General features: G+C 45.8%; 12 protein-coding genes and 2 pseudogenes. 4 read left to right on the forward strand and 10 right to left on the reverse strand.

Annotation, left to right across the window (positions count from 1 at the left end; all coding sequences use genetic code 11):
* Positions 1-13: 13 nt before the first annotated feature.
* Positions 14-558 (reverse strand): annotated as a pseudogene (locus tag K0I62_RS18945) (BON domain-containing protein).
* A gap of 202 nt (positions 559-760) precedes the next feature.
* On the reverse strand, positions 761-1,234 hold the full coding sequence (locus tag K0I62_RS18950; RefSeq protein WP_220069548.1) for a PA2169 family four-helix-bundle protein: 474 nt from the start codon (positions 1,232-1,234) through the stop codon (positions 761-763).
* Positions 1,235-1,504: 270 nt separating this feature from the next.
* On the opposite strand from K0I62_RS18950, the pseudogene K0I62_RS18955 reads away from it, so the two are divergent.
* Positions 1,505-2,885, forward strand: a pseudogene (locus K0I62_RS18955) (sigma-54 interaction domain-containing protein).
* A gap of 3 nt (positions 2,886-2,888) precedes the next feature.
* Here the strand turns inward: K0I62_RS18955 and K0I62_RS18960 are convergent.
* From K0I62_RS18960 to cobA, 8 genes are all read right to left on the reverse strand, one after another.
* Positions 2,889-4,526 carry a diacylglycerol kinase family protein gene (locus K0I62_RS18960; RefSeq protein ID WP_220069549.1) on the reverse strand — a complete coding sequence of 546 codons (1,638 nt, stop codon included), beginning with the start codon at positions 4,524-4,526 and terminating at the stop codon, positions 2,889-2,891.
* Positions 4,527-4,583: 57 nt separating this feature from the next.
* Positions 4,584-4,778 (reverse strand): hypothetical protein, encoded by a 195-nt coding sequence (locus K0I62_RS18965; protein WP_220069550.1) that lies wholly within the window; start codon positions 4,776-4,778, stop codon positions 4,584-4,586.
* A gap of 23 nt (positions 4,779-4,801) precedes the next feature.
* Entirely contained in the window at positions 4,802-4,978 is a 177-nt protein-coding gene (locus K0I62_RS18970) for a DUF1328 domain-containing protein (RefSeq protein WP_220069551.1), read from the reverse strand.
* A gap of 209 nt (positions 4,979-5,187) precedes the next feature.
* A complete protein-coding gene (locus tag K0I62_RS18975) occupies positions 5,188-6,945 on the reverse strand; it encodes a bifunctional protein-serine/threonine kinase/phosphatase (RefSeq protein ID WP_220069552.1) in 1,758 nt (585 codons plus the stop codon).
* Positions 6,946-6,957: 12 nt separating this feature from the next.
* Positions 6,958-8,433, reverse strand: coding sequence for a NarK family nitrate/nitrite MFS transporter (locus K0I62_RS18980; protein ID WP_220069553.1), 1,476 nt, complete (start codon positions 8,431-8,433; stop codon positions 6,958-6,960).
* 115 nt (positions 8,434-8,548) lie between these two features.
* Complete coding sequence (nirD, locus tag K0I62_RS18985; RefSeq protein ID WP_258405051.1) at positions 8,549-8,911, reverse strand: nitrite reductase small subunit NirD; 363 nt, start codon at positions 8,909-8,911, stop codon at positions 8,549-8,551.
* A 12-nt stretch (positions 8,912-8,923) separates the two neighbouring features.
* On the reverse strand, positions 8,924-11,458 hold the full coding sequence (gene nirB, locus K0I62_RS18990; protein WP_220069554.1) for a nitrite reductase large subunit NirB: 2,535 nt from the start codon (positions 11,456-11,458) through the stop codon (positions 8,924-8,926).
* Between the two features lie 22 nt (positions 11,459-11,480).
* Entirely contained in the window at positions 11,481-12,329 is an 849-nt protein-coding gene (gene cobA / locus K0I62_RS18995; RefSeq protein ID WP_220069555.1) for a uroporphyrinogen-III C-methyltransferase, read from the reverse strand.
* A 401-nt stretch (positions 12,330-12,730) separates the two neighbouring features.
* On the opposite strand from cobA, the gene K0I62_RS19000 reads away from it, so the two are divergent.
* The 3 genes from K0I62_RS19000 to K0I62_RS19010 all read left to right on the forward strand — a co-directional run bounded on the left by K0I62_RS19000 (position 12,731) and on the right by K0I62_RS19010 (position 16,451).
* Entirely contained in the window at positions 12,731-15,400 is a 2,670-nt protein-coding gene (locus tag K0I62_RS19000) for a nitrate reductase (protein WP_220069556.1), read from the forward strand.
* Between the two features lie 130 nt (positions 15,401-15,530).
* On the forward strand, positions 15,531-15,722 hold the full coding sequence (locus K0I62_RS19005) for a DUF2061 domain-containing protein (RefSeq protein ID WP_088905814.1): 192 nt from the start codon (positions 15,531-15,533) through the stop codon (positions 15,720-15,722).
* Between the two features lie 198 nt (positions 15,723-15,920).
* Positions 15,921-16,451 (forward strand): porin family protein, encoded by a 531-nt coding sequence (locus K0I62_RS19010; protein ID WP_220069557.1) that lies wholly within the window; start codon positions 15,921-15,923, stop codon positions 16,449-16,451.
* Positions 16,452-16,467: the final 16 nt, after the last annotated feature.

The raw sequence follows: 16,467 nt of genomic DNA on the forward strand, positions 1-16,467 counted from the left end.
GATGTCAGCATCACTACCCGGCAACTTTGATCTTGTCGACGACCTTGTTCACATCATCTGTATTTTCAGCAATTTTTAATGCGAGCTGACGCTCGGCATCACTCGCTACGGTTCCCATAAGCGTCACAACGCCGGATTTCACTTCAACATCAATATCAGTACCTGATACTTCAGTTGAGAACAGTAAACGCGTCTTCACTACTGTCGCCACCTTTGAATCGATAAGCGTTTTTACTATATCGCTAGAGCTTTCTTTCTTATTAATCACAGTTAATTGATTATCAACGTCTTTGACACCGTCCAAACTCTTGATCAACTCAGCGGCCAAGGCTTTATCGACACTGCTCTCTACCTTACCAGTCAGAGTAACCAGGCCGTTTTCACATCTGTATTAATATTGAAAGAGTTAAGGTTAGTATTTAGCAATAATGTTGTTTCAGCCTTACCGTCAATCCACGCATCCTTAGTCTCACCCTGCCAATCTTGTGCCGCATTAGCACTAAATGATGCAGTGGCCAACACTAAACTTGTTAATAGACCTGTAGTTGTCGTTTTCATAAAAATATCCTTGTTTTGTGTGTCTCACATTAAGGTAGTGGCTTAAACTATGCCAACAAATTAAAAAAAATAAAATCATATAGTTATTTAAATAACATCATGTTGCTATCCACTATGTTGAGTACAAGTCTGTTCTTTTTACTTAGTATCGGTAATTATTGCAGGCGAGCAAAACTGACACATAAACCTCACCATAAGCTTTCTATTGATACTGGGCCTTCAGTACCGTCAACTGATCACATGTTATCTGCAACCAAGCGGTACCTTCGGCTAACTGGCGGGCGACCTGCAGACTATTGGCTTGCTTAACCGCAAGCTTAAAATGTGTCAAAGCCTGTAACTCCGTGGCTAAGATCACGGGTATGGCTTGCGCAGTTCGTTGATGTGTTACCGCATAGTATCCAGTGACATAGGTTGGTTTGATATCATTGCAAGATTGGCTACAGATGATAGGAACCTGTTTTTCTTGACAAAACAGTGGAACAAGCTCGGTCAGCATACGGGTGTGGATTGCTGCCATTCGGGAGAGGATACGTTTAAGATTGTAATCGGTGACACTTTCCTTAGCCTGACAGTAAAACACCTGCCCCTCCAGACACAGATCGATGATGTCATTTAGTAACCACGCATCGGAGCGATGGCATGAATAATCATTGCCAAAAGTATCAACTAACATCACAACTCCCGTTTTTCGACCAACTCAGATACTCGCCATGAGAGTGTAAAGCACTTTATTTGGGCTAATTGTTCTAACTTATCGTTTGTCTAGGTTGCCCTTAAACATAAACCATGCATAAACCATGCTCATTTAAAAACATAAGTCCATGACTTATCAGTGCTATTTGAATCACTCAGGATCTTGGGCTGAATTAGTGGCCTATTATCATTGCTAAGCAGAGGTCCGTGACTTACATTGGGGTACATAGATACAGGGAGTTTTATCGGCATGGTCCGTCCTACACTTTTTTATCACCTGCCAGACCCCAAAGCCGAACGAGCACTCATGCGGTCATCTGGAGCAGCTCATTTTGATAAAATCCCCAGCATCACCACAGAACCATGGTTGAACCAACTAGAAAACATACAGGTAGATGTGGCACTGATTTCAAACCCTCAATTAAGCAATGAGGATTATTTGAAATTAGTAAATAGCGCCATTATGTCAGACAGAGAATTTATTTTTTTCACCGATGGCCAACCTAATCCTTATTTGGATAAGTTAATGTCAAAAGGCGCCGGATATCATTTCCGCCAACCCCACGATCTGGCGCTCATAAACGATACCCTAGAAGATTTCGCGCAGAACCTGATCAACACTAAATCTCACGTTAACCGCTCCTTTTTATAGTGGGCTAGATCAATATGGCCTACTCGTTGGTTCATCGAGAGCCATGCATAAACTTTACCGCACTATCCGTAAGGTGGCGGCCAGTGAGAGCAATGTGCTGATCGTTGGTGAAAGTGGTGCAGGTAAAGAGTTAGTCGCCAATACCATACACTTAGCCAGCAATCGATTATATGAACCCTTTATCGCTATCAACTGTGGGGCCTTAAGCCCAGAGTTGGTAGACAGCGAGTTATTCGGTCACGTGAAAGGCGCTTTTACAGGGGCACACAAAGATCATCAAGGGGTATTCGAACAGGCTCAGGGAGGAACCCTGTTCCTCGATGAAATCACAGAGATGTCGATTGATCATCAAGTTAAACTTCTCAGAGTCATAGAGAATAACGAATACCGCCCTGTCGGTAGTTCCAATGTAAAGCAATCTAATGTACGTATACTATCAGCGACCAATCGCGATCCCTTCGATGCGATTAGCAAAGGTCGTTTCCGTGAGGATTTATACTTCCGACTCGCTCATTTTCCCATCACAGTTCCACCTTTACGAGATAGGGGAGAGGATATAGCCGCACTGGCACAACATTTTCTGGCTTATCGTAACGTAAAGGAAAACCAATGTAAGACCTTTAATCCAGAATGTATCGATCTCATCGCCAAGCAAACTTGGTCTGGTAATGTCCGTGAACTTAAACACGCCGTTGAAAGAGCCTATATTCTTGCGGATAACGATATTAATCCTGAACATTTCAACTTTGGCCATGATGCTCAGCGACCTTCGGCAAAAGGCAGTGATGATATGGCTATCCCCACAGGGATCCGTTTAGATGAATTAGAGAAAATCGCTATTTATCAAGCATTAGACACCTCAAATGGTAATAAAACAGACACAGCTAAACAGTTAGGTATTAGCGTAAAGACCCTCTATAACAAACTCACAAAATATGAAGATGAGATAGGAGAACACGAGCCCAAGAAAAAATCATGAACCTCAAGCTTCAACTGGGGGCATGAAGAGTGTTAATGACTTAGGTTTGATACAGATATTAAGGCTGTCGGCAGTGAAGAGTTCCCCGTCGATAGCATATTCAATTGGCGTCTGAGACCTCAAATGTATTTTTTGAGCCTGTATATGATGCACTCTAGTATCGATTTTTATCGATCCGACCCCAGCCATGATCAGCTCGGCAAAGCTGAGTATGTGCTCCTCGGGCTGCTCGCTCTCTTCAAGCCAGGTAATGTCCAATAAACCATCTGTGATATCTGGCTCACCATTCCCCTGAGCCAACATGCTGGTAACAGGCGAAGCATTCGCGATGACTAAACTATGGGTAGTAAGCTCAACAGCCGCGTTATCATCAAGTGTCATGGTGATATTCAAGGTTTGATTCATATTGATCGCACGATGTAAGCTGTCAATATAAGCCCACTGCCCTAGCTCATTTTTCTGCTCACGATCTGCATTTTTTATCATCTGTTGCTGAAAACCGAGTCCCACCAGCAATAACATTAAGTCGTCGTTACACTTAGCCGTATCTATGGTTTGTAGGTTTCCCTGAATAATAATATCCAATGCCTTACGCACGGGAATTAACTTGCTGCTTATTCCAAACAGGGTGTGACTCAAAGCATTCGTTGTTCCTAGCGGTATAATGCCCAATATGATGTCGGTAGATGCCAGCACGCAAGCCACCTGATTGACGGTGCCATCCCCGCCACACGCAATTAAAACATCAGCCCCAGAATCTCGAGCTTTTTGCGCCAATACCGTTGCGCTCACATCTTCTTCGGTAAGCATGATCTCAAGAGCAAAATACCCAGATAATTCCTGCTCAATCTGTTGGGCGTATTCGGCCCACTTCCCACCACCGGAGACAGGGTTAGCAATAATATAAGCCCTTTTATTTATTCTAATTTTGCCTGCGGCATAGATCTTCTCAACTGCGGCTAATTGTCTAGAATTTAATCCTGCCGTTTTACGAATATTACTGATATTAGCTAAGACTTCGGAGAAGGTGATATCTCTCTGGCGGCAAACAAGATAAGCCGCTAGCACAAGCACTGAGCGGCCTCGGCCCAAGGCGCAATGAATGACCACGGCCTTTCCAGCTTTAATCTGCCGATGCAACCAATTAATCGCCTGATTAAGCTGCTCAGGCGTAGGAACATTATGATCTAAGATAGGGATGTTCAAATAATCCACATCTTCGCCGATTAACGACCAGTCTAAAGCATCAAACTCGGCGGTAACATCCAAGATAGAAGAGATATTTTTATCTTTAAGGGTTTGAATATCAGAGGGTAATAATCGAGCGGCTAGATACAACTGCTTATCGATTTGCTGAATGACTGGAACCGTATCTCTCGCTCTAGCCCAAGTGTTATAGAGCTGATTAGACAAGAGAAATGGAATAAAGCCCCAACGAACATACCAAGGTATGGTGCCGTCAATGGACTTTCTAAAAATACCCGCACAATTTAACCAATAAGCCGAACTGACTAAAATCAGAGACAGAGCCACCCAGGCAAACATAAGCTTTAGTAAAAGGTGCTCAAATGTAAATAACAACAAAAGCGCCAACAAGGCACCAAAGCTATAGTAATATTTAATGTTGATCTTAGTTAACATCGTGCCCTCTAAATAAGAACAAGCTAGCTTAATTAACTGGACTAGCTCGCAGACCCATTAGCAATCTGGATTTTTTGCTTCGACGCTTTCTTTCACATCCTCACAGACATCTTCAACGGCATTTCCCGTATCTTGAAGTAGCTCATCGACTTTCTCACCGGCATTTTCAGCCTTATTATCAGAACAAGCCATTAAACCCGTACTAAGTAATAGCATAAGACTCGTGCTTGCTATTCGCTTTAATAATTTCATATTTATCTCTCATAATTAAGATATTAGAGGCGTGGCGCTTTCCCCGTCAATGCTTTAGAAACTAACGTAATGAGCAAAAGAACAACAAAGACAAAGAAAATAATCTTAGCAATCCCAGCGGCGGCGCCAGCGATACCAGTAAAACCAAGGACACCAGCAATAAGAGCAATGACCAGAAACATAAGGGTCCAACCTAACATGACAACCTCCTTGAGCTATGAAATAACACATCAACTTAAAGTCATTGCCAGCTTCGTGCCAACCCCAAAAAAGTAACTCAAGATGTTGATTAATCTATTATTTGATACTTTCCACCCCACACGGCTTTAATGACACCTCTCGCAATGAGGTAATTTTTACCTCAGCTCCAAGTAATATATACCAACATCAGCCTAGCTTGGCAGGATCTCTACACCATCAGCCAAGTTTGCAGCATCAGCAGAAGCAGGAGTAGACAACTCAAACCTTTCCAAAACATCACAGGTTCACGTTCGATCAAGGGCGCCAGCTTTACTCTGGAAAGCATAGCCTTATTGGGACGGGTAAAATCGGCTAAGAATTCCGACATAGAGAGATATCGCTGACTCGGCTTAGGGTGGCAAGCCCGTTTTAGGGTAAGATCTAACCATAATGGCAATTCGGCGCGATAATGCAACAGCGAGACATAATTCAAATGAGCGATATTTCCCCGCCAGCTACCGCGCTGCTGTTTATAGGGCAACTTAGTCGTCAACATCTCATAGACTATAACCCCCAAAGAGAAAATATCCGACTCATGGGTTGCAACCCCAGTGGTCAAATATTCTGGCGCGATATAATCTAACGCCCCTAAAGGCGGTTCATTTCGTCCCCCTTCGGCAGATGTTGAGAATAACTCTACTAATCCCTGAGCTTGAGCGGCACCATAATCGATAAGCACTGCTTTGCCTTGGGGAGTGATCATGATGTTTTCAGGCTTTAAGTCTCTGTGTACTATTCCCATACGCTGCAATGCCCTTACCCCGATGATGATCTCGGTCAGCAAGCGCCTTACTTGAGTCAATTGAGGCTCTGGATTGTCATCCATCCACTGTCTGAGAGTTTGCCCTGGGATCAACTCACATAGATGATATAAGAATGTACTTTGAGTCGGATAGACCTTCATTAAACTCGGATGCTGAACCCTTTGACCCACCCATTGTTCACGAATAAAGCTACTGAGATAGTCACCATCTTCACTGTAGTTCAGCGACGGTGCCTTAAGAGCATAGCGAGCGTCATCGTGCAGATCTTTGACTAAATAAACGTGGCTGCGACTCCCGCCATATAGCACGCTTATCACCTCAAAATGATCTAAGCGATTCCCCACTGTCATGGCGGGAGGTATCACTCTATACGATAAGGTTTGCGACAAAGATTGCACATCAACATAGGGCAGACTGTCTACCCGTAACAATAGGCTACTGAGATTATCTTGACAGCCTTTAGCCAGTGCCTGTTCGAGCAACCTATTGGCCCGCGATGTCAATTCCCCCTCTTCCCCAAGCTCTCGTTGTAACTCCGCTAGCGTTAACCAATCATGTACCCCATCTGTAGTCAGTAAATACAGATCGCCAGGGTTCACTTCATGACATTGATAATCGATCTCAAGATGGCTATCCATACCTAAAGCGCGAGTCAATAATCCCTTATCACCGAACCCCTGATGACAATGGTCTCGACTCAACTGCACTAAACTTCCTTGCCTAAGCCTGTATATACGACTGTCGCCCACATGAAACAGATGGACACTATTAGACTTAAAAATCAGCGCACTAAAAGTGCTTACATAGCCGTTATGACGAAGCTCAGACTGTAGGCTGTAATGGTGCAACCAAGCATTAAGGGCACTTAATACTCGGTTGGCGGCCTGTTTTACCCCCAAGCTATCAGGCGTACTCAAATAATCTTCAATAAATTGGGTTACACATAACTGGCTCGCTTGCTGGCCGTTTTGACTACAACTCACACCATCGGCAACACAAGCTATCACGCCCTTATGCAGTAACTGCGATGCCTTATCACTATGATGCACCGCAAACGCATCTTGATTATGTTGTCGAACACCAGCACTAGACGCGCCACCAAAACTAAGTTTTAGCTGCTTAGCCATGTTTGACTCTAACTGAGGATAAACGTTTGCGGTCATCGGGCTCTCCCATCATCGGCTAGACACATCGATCAAGGTAACACTACCATCTTGATTCACTTCGGCCATCTGCCCCTTAGGCTCTTCCATCAGCATCAAGGCAGCAAAGCCCACGACGGCAGTGGCAGCAATCACATAAAAGAAAGTGCTGTAATCGACAAACGAGAGTACGGTTAAATAACACACCGCCCCAACATTACCGTAAGCCCCTGTCATGCCAGCAATTTGACCTGTCATACGGCGTTTAATTAACGGTACAGTGGCGAACACAGCCCCCTCACCCGATTGCACAAAAAAGGAGCACGCCATCGCAGCGGCAACCGCAACCCACACTGGCCATTCACTATTGACCTGACCCATAAGGAAGTAGCCCGCCGCTAAACCCGCGGTCAATATCAACAAAGTTGGCTTACGCCCAAATTTGTCCGAAATCCAACCACCACCAGGGCGCGACATTAAATTCATAAAGGCGTAAGCCGATGCCACCATTCCCGCCATCACAGGGGTCAGCTCAAAGGTTTCAGCAAAAAACAGTGGCAACATAGAAACCACAGCTAACTCAGAACCAAACGTCGCGAAGTATAGAATGTTCAATACCGCCACTTGCTTAAACTTGTATTGGTGGATCGCAGGCACTGGCCCATCAAAAACGAGTTTATTCACCTTCCACACCTGTGATACCTCATAGAGATAGAGCAATACCAAGCCTGCATAGATCCCCAACACACTGTTAGCACTCAACATGCCCACACCCGATGGTGATAGTTTCCATGCTAATAACGCTAATGCCCCATACATAGGTAGCTTCATCAGGAGTAACAAGAAGAAGTCACCTTTGGATGTCACTTCCATTGCGGTCATATTCTTAGGCTTAAAATAGGTCGCGCCCTTAGGCGTATCTTCTACGCTTCGGTAAAACACGACCGCAAACAGTAGGCTCATAAAACCGGTGATCCCCATGGCATAGCGCCAGCCATCCTCCCCACCAAACATGAGTGCTATCGTCGGCAAGGTAAACGCCGCAGCGGCTGAGCCAAAGTTACCCCAACCACCATAAATCCCTTCGGCAGTTCCCAGTTCATTATGGGGAAACCATTCAGACACTAAACGAATACCCACCACAAATCCTGCACCGATGAAACCCAACATAAAGCGGGCGATGGCCGCTTGAATGAAACTGTCGGCCATAGCAAAGGCGAAACAAGGCAGCGCACAGATAGCCAATAAGGCGGAGTAGACGATGCGAGGGCCGAATCTGTCAGTCAACATACCTATCACCACCCGCGCCGGAATAGTAAAAGCCACATTGAGAATCAGTAACGTCTTTATCTCTGCGGTCGTCAGCCCCAGCGAGGCTTTCACTGATTGCAGTAATGGTGCAAAGTTAAACCACACCATAAAGGTAATGAAAAAGGCCATCCAACTCAGATGTAAAATCTTCATCTTTCCGCTGAAGCAAAATAGGTTAAAGCGATTATCAGTACTCATGTTCACTCTCCTTTTGGGTGGTCTAAGCTTTTTTAAAGCTGCAAGCCGCCCTGCTACTGAGACGTAGCATTTTTTAAAGTTAATAAAACTTATTAAAATGTAGAGGGTTAATCTATTACCCTAGCGTATTTATACAGAGCTGAACCTCTGCCCCCTGCGTCCGCACTAAATAGGTGGTTAGCTTGTGCTCAGGTGCTTGTAAACAGCTGCCAGTATTGAGATCGAAGTGATGCTTATACAGTGGAGAGGCCACTACGGGCGCCCCTTCAATTGAACCAATGATCCCCCGCGACAAAACATTTGCGCCCCCCACTGGGTCATAATTATCGATACCATAAAATTGATTGGTTTGGCGACATCGAAACAGCGCAATCTGTCTCCCCTCGACTAAGGCGCACACCCCAGTACCTGGAACAATATCGTCCTGTAAGCAAACCGATATCCAGATATCTCTCATCTTGCCAATATCTATTCCCATCACTCGCACTCCCTATTCACAGATCGCTAAAATATCTATTTTTTCGCTCGGTTTTATTGGCATACGCTGTTCACGCTTCACCTCATAGGCCAAGTTGCTATCCCCCTCCTGACTATTAATAAAATGCTGGAAACGTTTGAGCTTTTCGGGGTTTTCTATGGTGGTTTTCCACTCACATTGGTATTGGGCAATGCTATGAGCCATTTCAGATTCTAACTCTTGCGCCAGCCCCAACTTATCGTCGATCACCACAGATTTTAGATACTCGATGCCACCCTCGAGGTTCTCTATCCATACCGAGGTGCGTTGCAGACGCTCGGCACTGCGGATATAGAACATCAAGAAGCGGTCGATATAGCGGATCAACGTTTGGTCATCGAGGCCGGATGCGAACAATTCAGCATGTCTTGGCCGCATGCCGCCATTACCACCGACATAGAGGTTCCAGCCATTTTCGGTGGCGATGATCCCCACATCTTTCGATTGCGCCTCGGCGCACTCGCGGGTACAGCCCGAGACGGCAAACTTCAACTTATGTGGTGAACGTAAGCCCTTGTAACGGTTTTCGATATCGATGGCGAAGCCCAAGCTGTCATTGACACCATAACGACACCAGCTATCACCCACACAAGATTTTACCGTGCGTACCGACTTGCCATAGGCGTGACCCGTTTCAAATCCTGCGTCCACCAGCTTGCGCCAAATCAGCGGCAGCTCATGCAGTTGAGCACCGAAGAGATCGATACGTTGACCACCCGTTATCTTGGTATAGAGGTCAAACTCTTTAGCGACTTCACCGAGCACAATTAGCTTATCAGGGGTAACTTCACCGCCCGCAATACGCGGTACTACAGAGTAGGTACCATCTTTTTGCATATTACCTAAGTAGATATCGTTGGTGTCTTGTAGGCCGATATGTTGGTCCTCCAGAACATAATCATTCCAAAAGGACGCGAGAATAGATCCTATCGTTGGCTTACAGATATCACAGCCGAGCCCGTGACCATGGCTGGCAAGCAACTCATCGAAACTACTGATTTTCTTAATGCGGACAATGTCGACCAACTCTGGACGGGTATAAGCAAAATGCTCGCAGAGGCTATTATCAACTTCATGGCCTAACGCAGCTAATTCACAGTCCATCACTTGCTTCACCAAGGCACTACAACCACCACAGCCGGTCGACGCTTTAGTGCAGGATTTTATCGCACCCATGTCGGTAGCACCGCTGGCAACCGCAGTCACTATGTCGCCCTTTGTCACATCGAAACAAGAGCACAGCTGAGCCGTTGCAGGCAATGCCTCGACACCAATGGCATTGGCTTCGGCACCTTCGACATGAGGTAAAATGAGAGTAGAAGGGTGGTCGGGTAGCGGCATATCATTAAGCATCATCTGTAGCAGCTGGCCATAGGCACTCACATCGCCAACCAAAACGGCCCCCAGCACTCTGTCTCCAGCAGCATTCACGACAAGACGCTTATAGACCTGCGCCACTTCGTCGTGAAAGGTATAAGACTGTGCCCCTTCTGTCTGAGCATGCGCATCCCCAATACTGGCGACATCGAGACCTAAAAGCTTTAACTTAGTGCTCATATCTGCCCCCATAAAGCGCTGATCCGAGCCGCATAGATGAGAAGCGGCAACCGATGCCATGGCATAACCCGGCGCAACTAAACCGAATATGCGACCTTGCCACAGCGCGCATTCGCCCACCGCGTAAATATCGGCATCACTGGTCTGGCAATGATCGTTAATCACTATGCCACCGCGCTCGCCCACCTCAAGATTGGCTAAACGCGCAAGTTCATCCTGAGGGCGAATACCCGCAGAAAATACGATCATATCGGTTTCAAGGAATGATCCATCGGCAAAATTGAGTCGATAACGGCTCTGCTCACCCGCGACAATCTCCGTTGTTGCCTTTTCGGTGTGAACATGGACACCCAAATCTTCAATCTGATGTCTTAGTAAACTCGCGCCACCATCATCCAGCTGCACCGCCATCAATCGCGGTGCAAACTCAACGACATGGGTTTCTAATCCTAAGTGCTTTAGGGCATTCGCGGCTTCTAAGCCCAACAAACCGCCGCCAATCACCACGCCCTTCTCGCTATGACAACTCGACTCGGTGATCGCCTCAAGATCAGCGATGGTACGATACACTAAACAGTGTTCCTGCTCGTGTCCGGGTATTGGGGGAACAAACGGATAAGAACCTGTTGCCAATACCAACTTGTCATAATGGCAAAGCTCTCCATTGGCCAAGGTCACTGTATGGTCTGTTGAATTAATACCGATAACCTTAGTATCTAGCAGATAGTTAACCTTATGTTTTTGGTAGTAACTTTCATCGGTTAATGCTAAATCCTGCTCGGTTTTACCGCTGAAATAGCTACTCAGCTGTACACGATCGTAAGCCAGTCTTGGCTCTTCGGAGAATGTGGTTAATTGAAAATGCTCCGCTTGCTCACTCGCCAATATGTTGTCGATAAACTTGTGGCCAACCATTCCGTTGCCCACGACTAATACAGTTACTCTATCCATCTTGCTCTCCTTAGATAAAAGGCTAGGCACTTAAACGGGCCACGGTGAATTTGGTCGCAGGATCCACCTGCTGTTGGTCAAACCAACTCAATTGCTCAGCAAGGTCTACGACCTTACCAACCACAATTAAGGTGGGCGATTGAAGTTGATGCGCGGCGACTAAATCGGGTAAATCGGTGAGGACACCACGAATGACGCGCTGCTGCAGGGAACAACCACGCTCGATCAGCGCAACCGGAGTGTTAGCGTCAAGGCCTGAGCCAATAAGCTCACTCGATATTAGCCCAGCCTTACTGAGCCCCATGTAAAACACTAAAGTGTGATCTATCGTGGCTAGCCCCTGCCAATTAATGCGTAAATCACTCTCGGCATGGGCGGTGACAAACGTACAACCCTGTGAGACGCCGCGATGAGTAAGTGGAATGCCTGCATAGGTCGAACATCCAGATGCGGCAGTAATACCAGGAACGATTTCAACCTCAATGCCCAAGGGCTTAAGCGAAAGCACCTCCTCTCCACCACGGCCAAAGATAAACGCATCCCCACCTTTCAAACGGCAGATATTCTTACCAAGCAACGCCTGCTCGATTAGGAGTTCATTTATCTTAGATTGCTCGACACTATGCTTATTTTTGGCTTTACCTACATATAGGGTGGGTGTGGCAGAGGGAAACAAGGCACAGATCTCCTCACTGACTAATCTGTCATAGATGATGAGATCGGCATTTTGAATAATTCGCAGCGCTTTCACCGTTAGTAATTCAGCATCACCAGGTCCAGCCCCCACCAAGCTGACACGCCCAACTGCTTTAGGCTCTTTAAAACCGATATTGATAACACCTTGATCTGTACATGGATGTTTGTTGTTCATGGTATGAGCCTCTTTGCTTATCCCCTGCGTTGATGAAACATTGAGCAAACAAAGTGCCAACAAGTTAGAAACAACTAAAATAAAAAACAAAAAACCAACACTTTCAATTGCATAAACAAAAAACCAACAGCATCACATTTATAAAAGTCATACTTTTATTAACTACAATGGCTTTCGGATCGCACCCAGTTAGTGCAAACAAAGATCATTTAAGGGCAAAAACCATAACCAACTGAAAAATATAACAACAACGATATACCTCTAAATAGGTAGATTTATTTCAAACAAAACACAAGCCCTTGTTTTTGTTTAAATAAAAATACAAACAAACCAACAATACAAGCTGTGGTTCAATATTTGCTACTTAAACACACAAAACCCATAAAACAGAGAGAACCACTATGAGCCAGAATCCCGTAACTCCTTGGATTAAAACAACCTGTGCATATTGTGGTGTGGGTTGCGGTGTAGAAGCAAAACCGCTACGTGACGGTGCGCTACTCATTCGTGGTGATAAAAGCCACCCCGCTAACTTAGGAAAACTTTGCTCTAAAGGACAGGCACTAGGAGAGACGCTATCGGAAACCAATCGGCTTAAGTTTCCAATGATCAAACATCAGCGGGTGAGTTGGGATGAAGCAATATCAACAGTGGCTGAGCAATTTCAGCAAACCATAGCCAAACATGGACCAGATTCTGTCGCTTTCTATCTATCTGGCCAGCTATTAACAGAAGACTACTATGTGGCTAACAAACTGATGAAAGGCTTCATTGGCAGCGCAAACGTCGACACCAATTCAAGACTGTGCATGTCCTCAAGCGTTGCGGGTCACAAACGCGCCTTTGGTAGCGATTCAATACCCGGCTGTTATCAGGATATCGAAGCCGCTGATCTCATCATTCTTGTGGGCTCAAACCTAGCCTGGTGTCATCCGATCCTATATCAGCGCATTAAAGCGGCAAAAGCCCAAAACCCCAAGTGTAAGCTGGTGGTGATAGATCCCAGGAAAACCGCCTCATGCAATGACGCCGATCTGCATTTGGCCATTGCTAACGGTAAAGATGTACTGTTATTCAATCGCTTATTAACCTATCTCGCCGACAATCAACTGCTCGACCAGGATTATATTGAACAACACACTCAGGGTTTTGAAGCCGCATTACACAGTGCACAGCAAGATAAACTCACACTGGAACAGACTGCGAAGCAACTGCAGATAAGCACCGCAGAGCTTAAACAGTTTTTTGAGCTATTTAGCCACAGCGATAAAGTATTGACCCTCTACTCTCAAGGGGTTAACCAATCCACTCAGGGCACAGATAAAGTCAATAGCATTATTAATTGTCATCTGGCCATGGGAAAAATAGGTCAACCTGGCAGTAGTCCCTTCTCTATTACTGGGCAACCCAATGCCATGGGCGGACGTGAAGTGGGCGGTTTAGCCAATATGCTTGCATCGCATTTAGATTTTAATGAGCGTAACAGTGAATTGGTAAGTGATTTCTGGCGCGCACCTCAAATAGCAACTCGACCAGGTCTCAAAGCCGTCGATATGTTCGATGCAATTGCAGAGGGAAAAATAAAAGCCATCTGGATCATAGCAACCAACCCAGCCGTCAGCCTGCCCGATAGCCATAAAATTAAAGCCGCCTTAGCCCAATGTCCTTTTGTGGTGGTATCAGATTGTGTTGCAGATACAGACACTCTGGCATTGGCTGATGTGAAGCTACCTGCTCAGGGCTGGTCAGAAAAGTCGGGAACAGTCACTAACTCTGAACGGCGTATATCGCGTCAGCGCAGGGTGACGACGACACCTGGCGAGGCTAAACCCGACTGGTGGATCATCAGTGAAGTGGCCAAACGAATGGGATTTAGTCATGGGTTTAACTATCGCCATGAAGCGGAGATATTCCGAGAATATGCCAGCCTAACCAACAAAGCCCAAGCGTTAAGTCAAAATGCGCTGGTTCTCGGCGACTTAGCTACTATTTCTGATAACGACTACTACCAGTTGGCTCCTCAGCAGTGGCCTGTAAACCAATTGCAATCTCAAACACTCCATCAACGTCTGTTTGCTGATGGCCGATTTAATACCGACAACCTCAGAGCCAGACTGATCCCGGTGCGCTATATCGCGTCAACACAAGCATGTGATCAGCAATTTCCTCTGAAACTCAGCAGTGGTCGTAGCCGAGATCAATGGCACACTATGACACGCACCGCCTTGGCGGCTCGGTTATGCCAACATCAGCCAGAACCCCAGCTGCAGATCCATCCTCAAGATGCCGCAGTTTATCAACTCAATCAGCATGATATTGCGGAGATAACCAGTGCGACAGGCAAAGCATTATTACGGGTTAACATCAGCAAAGACGTTAAACCCGGTGAGTTGTTCTCTGCGATTCATTGGAGCAACAGTAACGCCAGTGCTGGTAAAATTAGTACGCTTGGGCAAGCATTTATCGACCCGATTTCCGGTCAACCCGAGATGAAAGCAACACCAGTGAGTGTCCGTCGTTTTAATCCCCAAAGCCAAGCAATAGTTGTTTGTCGCCAATCTTTAGAGCAGCTTGAATTCCCCTATTGGGTAAAACAGACAATCAACGGAGGGTTTTGCTATTTCATTGGCAGCGAATTGTCACCTAGCGCGCTCAACAGTAGGCTAAAAGCCCTGTCACCCTATCAACAAACCACCCAAGTTATGACCGAGTCGCCCCAACAGGAGTGTTATAGCTTAGCCCAGAGTTGGCAGCAACGGCTTCAATTTGCCTACATAGTGAATGAGCAACTTGATCCGAATCACTATGCCTGGTTTGCAGCACTATTTAATGAGCAGGATGAGCTTTCTACACTGCTAAGCAGCCTGCTGTCGGCAGAGCCTAAGGGCACATTGGCCAAAGGCAGAATCATTTGCGCCTGCAAGCAAGTTGGCGAAAGAGCACTCTCCTGCTCCATAAAGCAACAAGGGGTTAAAGATACTGCGACCCTAATGACGCTAACTGAAGCGGGCAGTGGCTGCGGAAGCTGCATTGCGGAATTAGAGCAATTAATAGAAGCAGTTCATGACTAAAAGTAAACCCATAAAAACTAGCAAATATACAAAATTAATCGTTTTTTAAGATTAACGCTATCTAGCCAAACTCATTTACACCACAAATGATAACGGTTATCATTTACATTAATTGAAGAGGAGTTGCATCATGGCTAAAACATTCACTTTTGCGATACTACACTTCGGTGTCGCGTTCACCATTACCTACCTGTTAACCGGTAGCATAGTGATTGGCGGCGCGGTGGCTCTGATTGAACCGGCTATAAATACTGTCGTGTTCTACTTCCACGATAAGGTGTGGCAACGCATAGAGAAGCGCTCCCGGCCACTGTTAGCCTGATTGTCGACGATACACAACAAATGGACAGAAAAAGCCATTAACGCTTAAAGACAGATTGGTTTTAGCTTAATAATTAAAAAACAACCAATTGAACAGAGGATAATATCAAAGAAACAAAAACTACCTGTACCTTTTATTGACAGCATCTGCTATAAGTCGGGTTCGATATTTTGTTGTTATTACCTTACAAGGACTGTTATGAAAGCTATTCTTGCTGCAGCCTGCCTGCTCGTCACGCCTCTCTCTTTCGCATCGGATTACCATCACGCCCTATCGGTCGGTGCGGGGATAGGCTATACCAGTATTTCATCAGATGATAATGTCACCGATAATATTCCACTTCACTATGATCTTGCCTATCGCTACCAATTTTCCTCCGAATGGGGCCTAGAAGTGGGCTACCAAGATGTATTTGTCAACAATATCATTATCATTGGTAATCAAATGGATAATGTCGACAGCTTCCGTGCTGCGGCCCTATATACACTCCCCTTGTCTCAGCGAAACAGTCTGGTATTTAAACTGGGCGCCAACCAATATCGACTAAAATTTACCGATACCGACGACAACGGCCGCAAATATACAGATGATGGTACTGGCCTGCTGGCAGGACTAGGCTGGCGGATGGAGTTTGCGTCGGGCATGGATCTCGGTCTCACCTATCACTATCAGGCGATGGATCTACTCGATACTCATACTTTTACTTTCAATCTGGGCTATCGCTTCTAACCCCTCAATTCATACC

This window comes from Shewanella psychrotolerans (assembly GCF_019457595.1).
GTDB lineage: Bacteria > Pseudomonadota > Gammaproteobacteria > Enterobacterales > Shewanellaceae > Shewanella > Shewanella psychrotolerans.

Bases quoted from the DNA above. Each gene is read 5' to 3' on its own strand.
- K0I62_RS18970 (WP_220069551.1), bottom strand. From the start codon at position 4,978: ATGTTAGGTTGGACCCTTATGTTTCTGGTCATTGCTCTTATTGCTGGT.
- K0I62_RS18950 (WP_220069548.1), bottom strand. From the start codon at position 1,234: ATGTTAGTTGATACTTTTGGCAATGATTATTCATGCCATCGCTCCGAT.
- K0I62_RS18965 (WP_220069550.1), bottom strand. From the start codon at position 4,778: ATGAAATTATTAAAGCGAATAGCAAGCACGAGTCTTATGCTATTACTT.
- K0I62_RS19005 (WP_088905814.1), top strand. From the start codon at position 15,531: ATGGCTAAAACATTCACTTTTGCGATACTACACTTCGGTGTCGCGTTC.
- K0I62_RS18980 (WP_220069553.1), bottom strand. From the start codon at position 8,433: ATGAGTACTGATAATCGCTTTAACCTATTTTGCTTCAGCGGAAAGATG.
- K0I62_RS18960 (WP_220069549.1), bottom strand. From the start codon at position 4,526: ATGTTAACTAAGATCAACATTAAATATTACTATAGCTTTGGTGCCTTG.
- K0I62_RS19010 (WP_220069557.1), top strand. From the start codon at position 15,921: ATGAAAGCTATTCTTGCTGCAGCCTGCCTGCTCGTCACGCCTCTCTCT.
- nirB (WP_220069554.1), bottom strand. From the start codon at position 11,458: ATGGATAGAGTAACTGTATTAGTCGTGGGCAACGGAATGGTTGGCCAC.
- cobA (WP_220069555.1), bottom strand. From the start codon at position 12,329: ATGAACAACAAACATCCATGTACAGATCAAGGTGTTATCAATATCGGT.
- K0I62_RS19000 (WP_220069556.1), top strand. From the start codon at position 12,731: ATGAGCCAGAATCCCGTAACTCCTTGGATTAAAACAACCTGTGCATAT.
- K0I62_RS18975 (WP_220069552.1), bottom strand. From the start codon at position 6,945: ATGACCGCAAACGTTTATCCTCAGTTAGAGTCAAACATGGCTAAGCAG.
- nirD (WP_258405051.1), bottom strand. From the start codon at position 8,911: ATGGGAATAGATATTGGCAAGATGAGAGATATCTGGATATCGGTTTGC.